13 protein-coding genes are annotated in these 12,690 nt (G+C 68.6%); 4 read left to right on the top strand and 9 right to left on the bottom strand.

Translation table 11 applies throughout. From position 1 onward, the window contains the following. The first annotated feature begins 38 nt into the window (after positions 1-38). The gene (locus tag ACTJKH_RS00610; protein ID WP_210098814.1) at positions 39-311 is read left to right on the top strand and encodes a DUF6412 domain-containing protein; all 273 of its coding nucleotides are present in this window, start codon (positions 39-41) and stop codon (positions 309-311) included. 62 nt (positions 312-373) lie between these two features. Continuing rightward, on the top strand, positions 374-1,135 hold the full coding sequence (locus ACTJKH_RS00605; RefSeq protein ID WP_440735371.1) for a YidC/Oxa1 family membrane protein insertase: 762 nt from the start codon (positions 374-376) through the stop codon (positions 1,133-1,135). A gap of 66 nt (positions 1,136-1,201) precedes the next feature. Here the strand turns inward: ACTJKH_RS00605 and ACTJKH_RS00600 are convergent, their stop codons facing one another. Together ACTJKH_RS00600 and ACTJKH_RS00595 are read right to left on the bottom strand one after the other, a co-directional pair. Further along, positions 1,202-2,158 (bottom strand): EamA family transporter, encoded by a 957-nt coding sequence (locus tag ACTJKH_RS00600; protein WP_440735370.1) that lies wholly within the window; start codon positions 2,156-2,158, stop codon positions 1,202-1,204. Between the two features lie 49 nt (positions 2,159-2,207). Next, positions 2,208-2,558: a DUF7882 family protein gene (locus ACTJKH_RS00595; protein WP_210098817.1), complete on the bottom strand. Its 351-nt coding sequence runs from the start codon at positions 2,556-2,558 to the stop codon at positions 2,208-2,210. Between the two features lie 197 nt (positions 2,559-2,755). On the opposite strand from ACTJKH_RS00595, the gene ACTJKH_RS00590 reads away from it, so the two are divergent. Beyond that, entirely contained in the window at positions 2,756-3,277 is a 522-nt protein-coding gene (locus ACTJKH_RS00590) for an FHA domain-containing protein (protein WP_440735369.1), read from the top strand. A gap of 44 nt (positions 3,278-3,321) precedes the next feature. Here the strand turns inward: ACTJKH_RS00590 and ACTJKH_RS00585 are convergent, their stop codons facing one another. The 6 genes from ACTJKH_RS00585 to ACTJKH_RS00560 form a co-directional block, all read right to left on the bottom strand. Continuing rightward, on the bottom strand, positions 3,322-4,410 hold the full coding sequence (locus tag ACTJKH_RS00585; RefSeq protein ID WP_440735368.1) for an alcohol dehydrogenase catalytic domain-containing protein: 1,089 nt from the start codon (positions 4,408-4,410) through the stop codon (positions 3,322-3,324). Between the two features lie 13 nt (positions 4,411-4,423). Continuing rightward, on the bottom strand, positions 4,424-5,167 hold the full coding sequence (locus ACTJKH_RS00580) for an HAD family hydrolase (protein WP_440735367.1): 744 nt from the start codon (positions 5,165-5,167) through the stop codon (positions 4,424-4,426). Beyond that, positions 5,164-6,336, bottom strand: a complete 1,173-nt coding sequence (locus tag ACTJKH_RS00575) for a TIGR03364 family FAD-dependent oxidoreductase (RefSeq protein WP_440735366.1) — start codon at positions 6,334-6,336, stop codon at positions 5,164-5,166. Before ACTJKH_RS00575 ends, ACTJKH_RS00580 begins: the two co-directional genes overlap by 4 nt. Further along, positions 6,333-8,093 (bottom strand): phosphonate ABC transporter, permease protein PhnE, encoded by a 1,761-nt coding sequence (phnE, locus tag ACTJKH_RS00570; RefSeq protein ID WP_440735365.1) that lies wholly within the window; start codon positions 8,091-8,093, stop codon positions 6,333-6,335. The genes ACTJKH_RS00575 and phnE overlap by 4 nt, the downstream gene beginning before the upstream one ends. Then, positions 8,090-8,962, bottom strand: coding sequence for a phosphonate ABC transporter ATP-binding protein (phnC, locus tag ACTJKH_RS00565; protein ID WP_440735364.1), 873 nt, complete (start codon positions 8,960-8,962; stop codon positions 8,090-8,092). The genes phnE and phnC overlap by 4 nt, the downstream gene beginning before the upstream one ends. Before the next feature lie 142 nt (positions 8,963-9,104). Then, positions 9,105-10,034 carry a phosphate/phosphite/phosphonate ABC transporter substrate-binding protein gene (locus ACTJKH_RS00560; protein ID WP_440735363.1) on the bottom strand — a complete coding sequence of 310 codons (930 nt, stop codon included), beginning with the start codon at positions 10,032-10,034 and terminating at the stop codon, positions 9,105-9,107. A gap of 170 nt (positions 10,035-10,204) precedes the next feature. On the opposite strand from ACTJKH_RS00560, the gene ACTJKH_RS00555 reads away from it, so the two are divergent. Next, on the top strand, positions 10,205-10,948 hold the full coding sequence (locus ACTJKH_RS00555; protein ID WP_440735362.1) for a GntR family transcriptional regulator: 744 nt from the start codon (positions 10,205-10,207) through the stop codon (positions 10,946-10,948). A gap of 363 nt (positions 10,949-11,311) precedes the next feature. On the opposite strand, the gene ACTJKH_RS00550 is transcribed toward ACTJKH_RS00555, so the two are convergent. Beyond that, a complete protein-coding gene (locus ACTJKH_RS00550) occupies positions 11,312-12,472 on the bottom strand; it encodes a sensor histidine kinase (protein WP_440735361.1) in 1,161 nt (386 codons plus the stop codon). Between the last annotated feature and the right edge of the window lie 218 nt (positions 12,473-12,690).

Raw genomic sequence — 12,690 nt, 5'->3', positions numbered from 1 at the left:
CGGATGCCGGTGTTACGCTCGCTGTGAGGGAGGCGCGCATGAGCGAGTGGTTCGGGCAGATGCTCGGCTTCGTCGCGTCCGCGCTCGGCGTCGTCGCGATGCCCGATGCCGCCGCCCTCGGTGTCGCGATCGCGCTGATCGCCCTGACCACGCTCACGATCGTCGTCGCACTGAGTGTCGCACCGACCTCGCCGAGCACCGCCCCGCATCCGCTGCGGGCGATCGACGTCTCGACGCTGCTCGCCCAGAGCGATCCGGATGCCGCCGGTCACCCGCGCCCTCGTGCGCCGGGAGTCGCCGTTCCCGCGTAGTCCGTCCTCGTACGGGACTGCGCGGCTTTCGCCGACCCTTCCCGACACACGAACGGACTTCCATGGACATCTTCGCCTTCCCTCCCCTGACCGCCCTTCTGGATGCGGCGTACGGCGCCCTCGCCTGGCTCGCCTCATTGCTCGAACCTCTCGCCGGAGCATCCGCCGCCGCTCTCGCGGTGGTGCTCGTCACGCTGCTCGTACGCGCCCTGCTCATCCCCGTCGGCTTCTCCCAGGCCAGAGCCGAGCAGACGAGGGCTCGACTCGCGCCGAAGCTGCGTGAACTGCAGCGCCGACACAAGAAGAACCCCGAACGCCTGCAGAAGGAGATGCTCGAGCTCTACCGCTCCGAGAACACGTCTCCGTTCGCCGGCATGCTGCCCGTGCTCGCGCAGGCACCCGTCGTCGGACTGCTCTACACGCTCTTCATCCGGCCCGAGATCGCCGGCCACCCCAACGACCTGCTGACCCACGACCTCTTCGGCGCTCCGCTGGGCACGAGCCTCGTCTCGTCGGTGTTCGGCGGCACCGCGTCGCCGTCGACCCTGCTGGTGTTCGGCGTGCTGATCGTCATCATGCTCGTCGTCGCCGACATCACGCGTCGCGTCTTCACGCCGGCGCCGGTCGAGGGCGACTCTCCCCTGAACTCGCCGACCATGCTGCGCGTCACGAGTGCGCTGCACTACCTGACGGCGGTGTTCGCGGTGTTCGTTCCGCTCGCTGCGGCGCTCTATCTCACCGTCACGGTCGTGTGGACGCTCGTGCAGCGCGCGCTGCTGCGCCGCCGCTACCCTCTGCCCGTGCCCGCCACGGTCGCCGCCTGACGGACGGTCGTCGCCTGACGGGCGGTCGCCGCCTGACGGATGGTCGTCGCCTGACGCGAGGCAGGGTCATTCCGGCAGCGGAATGGGAGCGGTGAAGGGACCGGTCTCGTCGTCGGATTCGCCCTCGTCGTCGCGGTCGGCGGCGGCATCCGCTCGGCGTCGCTGTCGACGCACCCCGAGCGTGGTGCCGACGCTGGCGGCGACGACGAGGGCGATCGCGAGCATCCGCAGCGGCGTCGCGCTCTGGCCGAGGATCAGCCATCCGGCGAGGGTCGCGAACGCCGGCTCGAGGCTCAGCAGCACGCCGAACACGCGCTGCGGCAGGCGGCGGAGCGCCGCGAGCTCGAAGCTGTACGGGATGACCGACGACAGCACGGCGGTGACCGCGGCGAGGAGCAGCAGCTGCATGTCGCCGGCGACCGTGACCGCCGCAGGAACACCCACCGGGATGAGCAGCACGGCGGCCACGACGAGCCCCACCGCGAGGCCGCTGCTGCCGGGGATGATCGCACCGACGCGCGCGCTCATCCGGATGTACATCGCCCAGAACCCCGCCGCGATCAGGATGAAGAGGAGGCCGAGTGGATCCAGCGGCTCGGAGCCGATCAGACCGTCGACGCCCAGAAGCACCATGCCCAGAAGCGCGACACCGACCCACGCCGCATCCGCGAGACGCCGCGTGAGCACCGCGGCCAGCACGAGCGGACCGAGGAACTCGATCGCGACGGCGGGGCCGAGCGGGATGCGGTCGATCGCGGCGTAGAAGAATCCGTTCATGCCCGCGAGCGACAGCCCGAAGAACACGGCGGCGAGCCATTGCGACCGATTCCAGCGGATGGGTCGCGGCCGCACGATGACGACCAGCAGCAGCGCGGCGATCGCGACGCGCAGCGAGGTCACACCCCACGGGCCGAGCACCGGGAAGAGCTGAGCTGCCACAGCGGCGCCGAACGGCAGCGAGAGGCAGGAGCAGACGACGAGAGCGACGCCCACGAGAGGGCGGGACGACGCGGACTGCTGCACCCGTCCAGCCTACGGGCCGGTCAGGTCAGCTCGACGACGGGACCGACTCTCAGACGGCCGGAGCGGCGGGCGCCTCGTCGGCGCCCTGAGCCGAGCCCGGGGTGTCCTGCGGCTCGGGCACGAGGTACAGGCCGCTCGGTGCGTTCGCTGTGAAGGCGAGAGCCTCGATCCACGCCCGGTTGATCGACGGCTGCCGACTGCCGAAGTACTTGAAGACGAGCGAGCTGCCCGGCTGCACCCACACGGTGGTGCGACCGCCGCCGACGCTCGAATCCTCACGCCAGCTGAACGGGAACGGCTCCGCGCGGCGCAGCTTGGCCGTGATCACGAGCTGCAGGTGAGTGAGGGCGCGATCCTCGATCTCGGTCTTCACGCTGCCCTCGTAGATGAACTTGCCCATGCAGCCGTCTCCTCCCATGTTTCAGGTGCATCGCATCGATCATAAGCAGAACAGACGACGTCTCCACGCCTCCGGTCCCGCCGGTGATCCGAGCTTCTCCGCAGGAGATCTTGCGGGTGGAGGGCGGCGAAGTCAACCCCCTCCGCCCGGACTTCTCGGCCACATATCCTGGCGGGGATTGCGAGGAGGCGGCACCCATGAACGCACGACACATCGACGACCGACCCGACGAGGGATACACCCCCACGACGACTCACGCAGAGTTCGGCGCGGGCAATCCTCGACTGCGCGTCACGCGGAACGATGATCGACAGGAGTTCGCCCTCGAGGTCGAGATCGTGCGGATCGGCTCGGCAGCCGACAGCGAGCTGCGCCTCGACGGTGCGGACCCGGTGCACGCGACGATCACACACGACGATCGCGACGAGTACGTGCTCGAGCTGCACGGCGAGGGCGAGATGAACACCAACTCGTCCGCCGACGCGACGCACCCGGGCGAGCGCACTCAGACGCTGCGCACGGGAGCCCGATTCACGGTCGGCGAGTGGGAGCTTGTCTTCGCCCGCGACGAGTTCGCCGATCACGGGCGCCCCTACGGCGGACGCCAGGGCGGCGAGTACTCCGACCAGCCGCTCCAGCCGTCGCGCCCCGACTACTCCGACGCCGCGGAGGTCGAGGCCGACGCACCGACGCAGGCCGACTCCCCCGACGAGAAGTGACGCACGCGGGCTCGAGTCGGAGCGCGTGAGGAGACTCTGAGCGCTCAGCGCCCCGGCACGAGTCCGATCCGCAGTGGAGCCCCCGGTGCGGATGCGGCGGTGATCGCCTCGTCGATCGCCGCCAGCTGTCGCACTTCGCCGACCGCGTCCGCGAACGGATAGGCGCGACCCCGGCCGGCGAGGAATCCCACCGCGTCGGCCAGCTCGGAACCCGTGTAGTTGTGCACCCCGGTCACGGTGACCAGTCGCCGCACGATGCTCTCGGCGTCGACGGGCACGGGTTCTGCGGGGAACACGCTGCCCACGAGCACGACCGTCCCGCCGGTGCCCACGCCCGCGAGCGCCTCGGACACGGCATGGCCCGATGCCTCGATGACGACGTCAGGGTCACGGTCGAGCTGCACCGCACCGAACCGTGCGGCGAGCGCGAGACGGTCGGGCGCGGGATCGAGCACCTCGACGGTCGCCCCGTGCTCGACGGCGATCGCCGCGGCCGAGAGTCCGACGAGACCCGCGCCATGGATGCGCACCGCTGCACCATCGAGGTCGTGGTCGCGCGCGGCGCGGGCCACGGCGGCCCAGGCGGTGGCGGTCGCGCACGAGGCGGGTGCGAGGACGGATGCCGGCAGCGACTCGGGCACCCGCACGATCGTCGTGCCCGCTCGCACCTGCACGTGGGTGCCGAAGGCACCGGTGAGGTCGCCGTGCACGCCGACCCGATCATGACCGTACTTGCCGAGCGTGCGGCACTTCTGCGTCAGACCGCGTGCGCATCGATCGCACGTGCCGCACGAGATCGTCACCGACCACACGACACGGTCGCCGATGCGCAGCGGCGTGCCGTCGACCGCGGTCGCCCCCGCGTCGCCCGTCGCGATCACGCGTCCCACGCTCTCGTGTCCGAGCACCAGCGGCACGGGAGCCGACCGGCGCCCCCGCACGGTGTGCACGTCGGACCCGCAGATCGTCGACATCTCCACCGCCACGAGCACGTCGTGATCCGCCAGAGCGACGCCGGGAACCGCGATCATCTCGTGGGCGTGCCCCTCGCCGATCCACACCATGGCGGTAGCGGCCGGACGCAGGGCGACGTCGCGGCGATGGCCGGGAGGACGGATCAGCAGCGTTCCCATGTCATCGCCCGATTCAGACGGTCGCGACGAGAGGCAGCAGACCGCGCTCGGCGAGTGCGTCGTGGAGCCCGGTCACATCCGCGAGCACCGCGTCGGCTCCGGCATCCGTGAGCGCCCGGACGTCGTGGGCGCCGGTGAGCACACCGGCGACGAAACCGGCCCCCGCACGGCGACCGGATTCGACGTCGCTGACGGTGTCGCCTGCGACCGCGACCGCGGCGACCGAGGAGGTCTGCGTGCGGATCAGCGCCGTCAGCACGAGGTCGGGCGCGGGGCGCCCACGGCCGGCATCCACGGGCGACAGCACCAGGTCGACGAGACCGCCCCAGCCCAGGCCGTCGATCAGCGCATCCCGGGTCACGGGCGCGAACCCGGTCGTGAGGACGACCGAGAGACCGGCATCCTTCAGCCCCTGGATCGCATCCGCCGCGCCGGGGATCTCGGTGACCCCCTGCTCCGCGACGATCTCCGCGTAGGCGCCCTCGAAGGCGGCGGTGGCACGCTCGGCCGCGGCGCGGTCGCCCCCGGCGAGATGCGTGAACACGTCGATCTTCGACTGCCCCATGGTCGCTCGCACGTGAGCGAGTGCGTCATCCCACGGCATGCGATCGGCGACCCCGGTGCGCTCGGCGGCGCGCTGGAACGCGGTCTCGACGACTCCGTCGTCGAGCACGGTGGTGCCGGCCATGTCGAGGACGACGAGTTCGAGTGCACGGGCCTCTTCGAGTGCACGGCTCTCTTCTGGTGCAGCGGTCATGATGATCCTTCCATTGCGGGTGCCCACCCGAAGGCGGCGGTGAGATTCTCTTCGGCGAGCCCCAGACCCGTGGTCATTCCGATGCCGGTGGTCGCGGCGAGCACCAGCACCCCCTCATCGCCCCTGTCGATGAGGAAGTCCTGCGCGGCCTTCGCGTAGACGCCCTGCCAGCGCTCCAGCACGCGGGGTGCCGGCATGTCGAACAGCGCTTCCGCCTCAGCCAGGAAGGCGGCGAACGCGGCCTCCGGCTGGAACGGGTCGGGCGCGGTCGACGTGGAGTGCGAGTCACCGATGATGAGGGTGCCGTCCGGCAGCTGCGTGTACATCTGGTTCAGGTCGAGGGCGGCGAGATCGGGGCGCTCCGCATGCAGCCTCTCTCTCAGAGCGGCCGCCGCGGGCCCGTCGGCGAAGCGCCCGTACCGCACGAGCGACCAGCCGGTCAGCAACGGCGCGGCCAGCGGATGCCGCAGCGTCACCGCCGCGCGCATCATGTCGAGCGCGCAGCGGACGACGCCGACGCGCTCGGCGACCTCGGGCAGCAGCTGGTCGATGTCGTGGTTGACCGCGACGACGACGGCACCCGCCGTGATCGCACCCCGGGTCGTGTCGACACGTCCGCCAGACACCGCGGTCACGGCTGTGCGGAAGCGGAACTCCACGCCCAGGCGCGAGAGGTGCCGGACGATCGCCGAGGCCGCGGTGCGCGGGTCGGTCTGCAGGTCGGTCTCGATGTGGGCTCCGCCCACCAGTCCCTCCGCACGCAGCGGCGCCCGTCGCAGCAGCTCGTCGGTCTCGAGCATCCGGATGCCGCCCTCGGCCGACGCATGTTCGAGCACCGCGATCTCGTCGGCATGACGGGCCGCGACCAGGGTGCCGGATTCGCGCAGCCAGAAGCCTGCGTCACGTGACAGACGCAGCCACAGGTCGCGGGAGGCATCCGCATACCGTCGCGCCTCCCCCGCCTGTGCTCCGATGCAGAGGTGGCCGAAGTTGCGGATCGTCGCTCCGACCGGAGCATCCGCTCTGTCCACGACGATGACGCTCAAGCCCCGACGCGCGGCCGCATAGGCCGCGCCGAGGCCGACGATGCCCGAGCCGACGACGACGAGATCAGCCATGCCTGCGGGGATGCCTGCGGGGATGCCTGCGGGGATGCCTGCGGGGCTCATCGGAACACCTTGCGCATCCACATCGCGAGTCCTTCGACCACGAGCACCGTCACGAGGATCATCAGCACGATGGCGGTGACCGTCTCGTACCGCGACCCCTGGCTGGCATTGAGCAGGTAGTAGCCGACTCCGCCCCCGCCGACGATGCCGAGGATCGTCGCCGCGCGGATGTTCGTGTCGAGCATGTAGAAGCTGTGCCCGATGAGCGCCTGCATGCCCTGCGGCACCGTGGCCGAGGCGTAGGTCTGCAGACGGGTGGCGCCCACCGCGCGGAGCGCGCGCTCAGGCCCGCGATCCACCTCCTCGAACGAGTCGGCGATGAGCTTTCCGAGCAGTCCGATACCGCCGATCGCCAGGGCGATCACGCCCGCCTGCGCCCCCAGCCCGGTGATCACGACGAGCACGATCGCGAGGATCAGCTCCGGGATCCCTCGGATGCCGACGAGCAGGAAGCGAGCGGCGCCGCGGGCGCCGGAGCTCGGTGCGACGTTGCTCGCGGCCAACGACCCGAGGATCAGCGAGGGCAGCAGCGTCAGCACAGTGGCCGCGAGTGCGATCGCGACGGTGTCTCGCATGGCGGCGATCATCGCCGACGCCTCGTAGCTGCCGAACGACGGCGGCCAGAACTTGGCGGCGACGTCGGGGAGCTTGCCCCAGAACGTGAAGAAGTCCATCCAGTTGATCTGGCTGACGATCACGCTGCCGATCACGACCAACACCGCGATCACGACACCGGTCGTGTTGCGCACGCGCTCTGCCGTCCACGGCCGACGCACGGCCGCCTGGGGAGATGCCGCCCACGCGGGGCTGGTGCTCGCGGCGTCACTCACCCGGTCGCCGAGGCGGGGGTGGATGAGGCGATCGATCCACGAACGGGTCTGCTTCTGCTGTCCGAGCATCGCGCCGCGCACCATGCTCGAGATGATCTCCATCGCGACGCAGAGCAGGAAGATGACCAGCGCGATGCCGAGACCCTTGCCGTAGTTGAGCGCCTTGAACGCATACGACATCTCGAGTCCGAGCCCCGCGACGCCGACATAGCCGAGCACGACACTGCCACGGAGGTTGATGTCATTGCGGTGCAGGACGGTCGCGACCCAGCTCGGCAGCACCTGCGGCAGGATGCCCGAGGCGAACTCCTGCATCTTCGACCCGCCTGCCGCGCGGATCGCGAGGCGGGGCCCCTCGTCGATCTGCTCGATCGCATCGGCGAACATCTTCGAGATCATGCCGATCGAGTGGATGCCGATCGCGAGGATGCCGGGGAGAGTGCCGAGCGAGAACATCAGCACGAACGCCATCGCGAGCACCACATCGGGGAGCGCTCGGGTGAGCACTCCGACGAATCGCGCTGCGGCACGCCATCCGTTGCCCGGAGTCGTGTTCGATGCGGCGAGGTAGGCGATGGGCACCGACAACACGGCAGCGAGCAGCGTGCCGACCAGCACCAGCCCGACAGTGAGGGCGATCAGCCAGGCGAGATCCCCGGGTTCGGGAAATGTGAGCCCTCCGACGCGGGCCATGAAGTTCTCGGCGTTGCCCCAGCTCTGCACCATCGCCGGGATCGAGAGGCCCACCTCGTCTACGGCGAGGATCCCGAGCGCGACGAGAGCGAGCAACGTGAGCCCGGCGGCGATCCGCTCGGGCGAGATCGGGCGTCGGGGAGCGCGATCGGCGACGGTCGCTGGTGCCGAGCCCGCGCCACGGGTGGCGCCGGATGCCGACCGTGCGGCCGGTGGGCCGGAGAGCAGGGTCACGAGACGCGCGCCTTCTCGGTCAGCGCGGCACCGATCTCGGCCGCGTCGACGACGACATCCGTGGTGATGTCGGTGAGCTCGGCCCGCACTGCCTGGATCTCGGCGGTCGTCGTGGCGACGCGGCCGTAGATCTCCATGACCTCGGCCTTGGTGAGGTCGGTGGTGGGGGTGTCGAGCACGATCTCGCCGTGACGGAGCCCCACGATACGGTCGGCCCACGAGATCGCGAGGTCGACCTGGTGCAGACTGCAGACCACGGTGAGCCCCTCGTCGGCGGCGATCTCGCGGATCAGCGCCATCACCTGATCGCTGGACTCGGGGTCGAGAGAGGCGACGGGCTCGTCGGCGAGCAGGATGTCGGGCTTCTGCATGAGCGCTCGCGCGATCGCGACGCGCTGCTGCTGACCGCCCGAGAGGGTGTCGCTGCGCTGGTAGGCACGGTCGAGCAGGCCGACGCGATCGAGGTGCCCGAGCGCCCGCAGCTTCGCGGCTTTCGAGTAGCCCCACAGGCCGAGACGCGGGCCCCGGACCTCGGAGAGAGAGCCGGTGAGCACGTTCTCGAGAACGGTGAGCGAGGGCACGAGCTCGAACTGCTGGAAGATGAAGCCCACGCGGCTGCGGAGCGTGCGCAGCGCCCTGCCCCTGAGGGCCGGCACCTTCGCACCGAGGACCTCGATGTCCCCCGAGGTGGGCGTCTCGAGTCCGTCGAGATGGCGGAGCAGCGTCGACTTGCCCGAACCGGAGAGTCCGAGAAGCACGACGATCTCGCCGCGTGACACCTGCAGCGACACATCCTTGAGTGCCGTCGTCGAACCGAAGTTCTTGGTCACGCCGTCCAGGCGGATCAGGGCATCGGATGCCGCGTTCATGTCAGTTCTCCTCGTGATTCTGTGAAGTCCGATCGTTGAGCGAGTGAAGCGAGACGGAACGCGGTGGGTCTTCAGCGCGTTCCGTCTCGCTCGCTCCGCTCCCTCGCTCAACGAACGGGAGCGGAGCGGACGCCGGGGGGGGTCAGCCCTGGCACTGCTCCGCTTCGGTCTCCTTGCAGATGTCGCGGATCAGGTCGTAGTACGCGTCGTCGACCGGCTTCGTGGCGTAGAAGACGCTTCGGAAGGCGTCGGTGTCGGCGCTCTCGATACCGGCGGCAATGATGTCGTCGATCGTGATCTCGGACAGCCCGTCGATGAGCTTCTTCGAGACGTCATCCGGAAGCGTCGAGGAGTAGACGAGCGGAGCGCCCGGGACCATGGTCTCGTCGATGACCTTCACGGCATCCGACTTCTCGACCTCGGAGTCTTCGGCGAAGCCGACTTCGCACTCGACTCCCTCGCCGACCTTCTGCACGCTCACGTCGTGCTTGCCGGCGAAGACGGGGGTGATGTCGGTCTTCGGGTCGATACCCGCCTCGAGCAGGTTGTACGACGGGAAGAGGTAGCCCGACGTCGACGACGGGTCGACGAAGCAGACCTTCTTGCCCTTGAAGTCCTCGATGCTCGAGATGTCGCTGTCAGCGGGGACGATCGCCTGGGAGTAGTAGCCGGGTTCCTGGCCCTCTTCGGTCACGATCGACGAGATCGGTGTGAGCTTCGCGCCGTTGTTCGTCGCGGTGACGTAGGTGAAGCCCGAGAACGAGGCGACGTCGACCTTGCCGGCGACGGCGGCCTCGATGAGAGCCGCGTAGTCGGTGGACTCGTGGTACTCGACGGTCTTGCCGGTGATGTCGGCGATGTAGTCCATGAGCGGCTGGTAGTTCGTCTCGGTGTCGACCGAGTCGGGCACGACGCCGAAGACGAGGGTGTTCTCGTCGACAGCGAAGCCGCTGGTGGCGGACGACTCGTCAGCACCGGCACTGCCGGTGGCCTCAGCGGTGCCGGAACAGGCGGCGAGGCCGAGCGCGAGGATCGCGGCGCCGGCGAGTACGGGGAGAGCGCGGAGCTTCATGAGGACCTTTCAGAGTGGGAGGGGTGATCCAGGAGCCACTCTGACAGCCCGTAGCGGGAGATATATACCTAACTCGGCAGAGTTCAGAGTCCGTTCATCCGCGGTTTTCCGAGATGAACGCGGTCAGAACAGGCGAGCATCCGGGGTGATTACCCAAGTAGTATGCCTATGTGGCCGAAGCTGTATACACCCAGATCGCCGACGACCTGCGATCCCGGATCGCGGACGGTACTCTGCGCCCCGGCGATGACGTTCCCACAGAGTCGGAACTCGCCGACCGGTGGCACACCTCGCGTGGTCCGATCCGCAATGCACTGGCCGCGCTGCGGAGCGAGGGCCTCATCGAGACGGGGCGCGGTCGTCCGGCTCGCGTGGTCGCCCGCAAGGCGAGTCAGGCCGTCGACGTGTCGGTCCCCTTCACTCGCTGGGCCCGCGAACTCGGGGTCACGCCGGGTGCACAGACCCAGGAGCTGAGCCTGCGTCGCGCCGGCGATCGCGCCGAGATGCTCGGCGTCGCTCCCGACGACACGATCGTGAGCGTCGTGCGTCTGCGGCTGCTCGACGGCAGGCCGACGATGCTCGAGCGACTCTTCTACACCGAGGCCGTCGGACGACGACTGTTCGAAGTGGACCCCGACGAGATCTCGATCACCGAGTACCTGGGCTCGGTCGGGCATCCGATCGTGGGACTGCAGCACCAGATCGACGCGGTCGCGGCCGATGAGCAGGATGCTGCGCTGCTGCGCGTGCCGCAGGGGACGCCGATCCTTCGGTTGAGCAGGATCTCCAGAGACGCGGACGGTCGCATCTTCGAAGCGTCGGAAGACCGGTACCTCAGCGAGGTCGTGCGCTTCACGGTCGCCGCATCCGGGATATCGACGGACGGCCACTACATGCGTGCAGTGGGCGGCTAGGAGGCGGGCAGCCAGCTTCATGGCTGAGCCGGCACATGGCTTCATGCCCGGGAGCCGGGCAGCCGGCTCCATGCCTGGGAGCCGGGCAGCTGGCTTCGACTCCTTGGGGAGGAGAGAAGCCGATCGCGAGCGCGATGGGGATCAGATTCCAAGGACCGCGCTCGCGATCACAGCGCTGGGGATGCGCTATTTCTGGGGTATACCCAATGTAAGCGCCCGGCTACACCATCGAACACGGTCTATAGTCGAGATCTCACATAGACCTTTGTCTAGGCTTCCGCTCGCGAAGCCCGGAATTCCGCGGATCTCGGATTGGATACCGGTATTCCGCGACCGCGGTGGGAGATCGTACGGGGTGCCGCGTCAGGGGGTCGCGACGGACCGCGCGATCGGTAGACGTGCGGTCACGACCCATCGACCATCGTCCTCGCCGGCGGTGAACTCGCCGCTCGCTCCGAGCACGCGCTCAGCCATGCGGCCGATGCCGGTGCGACTGGAGGAGAGCTCGCGACGTGGAGTCACGGAGAGGGGGCTGCTGATGACCAGCCCGGCCATCTCGTCGTCGACGTCGAGTCGGATCTCGATCTCGCCCGGACCGGCGTACTTGAGGGCGTTCGTCGCAGACTCGCGCATGATGCGCGCGAGGATGATCTCGGCCGCGCGCGGGATGCGCTCGTCCGTGGGGTCACCCTTGATGAGCACCGGATGCCCGGCGGCCTCGAACTCCTGCTTGGCCTCGTCGACGGATGCTGCGAGGTCGCCTGCCGGCATGCCCTCGGAGCGGGGGCCGTCATCGGCGAGGTCGATCACGAAGCGGAGATCGGTCATCGCCTTGCGGGCGGCGATGCGGATCGCTTCCTGCGATTCGGTACTGGTGCGGTCGTCGTCGAGCATCTGCACGTGCAGCGACACCACCGTGAGGTGGTGAGCGATGCTGTCGTGCAGCTCGCCGGCGATCCAACGTCGTTCGGCGAGTACTGCTTGGCGTTCCTGCTCGGCTTTCTCGGCCAACTGCACTTCGAGCGTGCGCCCTCGGGCGAATGCCATGCGTAGCGCGAAGCCGACGGCTCCGGACACAACGGCGACGACGAGGTAGATGCCGATGTTGACCGCGACACGCGTGTCGGTGTAGGCCGTGAGCGCGGTCGCGAGGAGGAAGCCTCCGGCGTACGAGAGGACCAGGGAGGTCCACCCCAGTCGAACGATGAGGCCCGCCGCGAATGCGGCGACCGTCAACACCTGGGACTCGATGCCGGGGATGAAAGAGAGTGCGACGACGACGCCGAGCGCGTACGTCGCGATGAGAGGCGACCAGAGATAAAGGGCGAGGACCGCGGATGACGCGATCCCAATCACCGCAGCCAGTGGCTCCAGCCCCGGAGGGAGGAACAGGCCGACGATGTCGAAGATCACGATCGTTCCGATGACCGCCACGATGGCGATCCGTTCGATCGTGCTCAGCTTCTCGCCCTTGCCGAGCCGCGCGACATCAGACCTGTCACTGCTCGAAAGACTTAAAGCCATGCTTCAGTATCTCCTATCCGCCAGATATATTAACGGTAGAAGCCGAAGAAGTATCCAACCTGGTTCCAGAAAGACATAGAGATTCACCTCATTTCTTGCACTTTTGACTAGCGATGTATTCATCTTCTCGGTGATCTGCACGTCGCACATCTGTCTCTCGTCTAGACCTCAATAGCCAAAAGTCCAATACATCGCGGCTGAGGTCACCCCCGGTTAGG

The organism is Microbacterium sp. 22215 (assembly GCF_052045655.1).
In the GTDB taxonomy this organism is placed as follows: domain Bacteria; phylum Actinomycetota; class Actinomycetes; order Actinomycetales; family Microbacteriaceae; genus Microbacterium; species Microbacterium phyllosphaerae.
The sequence above is the reverse complement of the archived record's forward strand: the minus strand, read 5'-3'. Positions and strand labels throughout refer to the sequence as shown.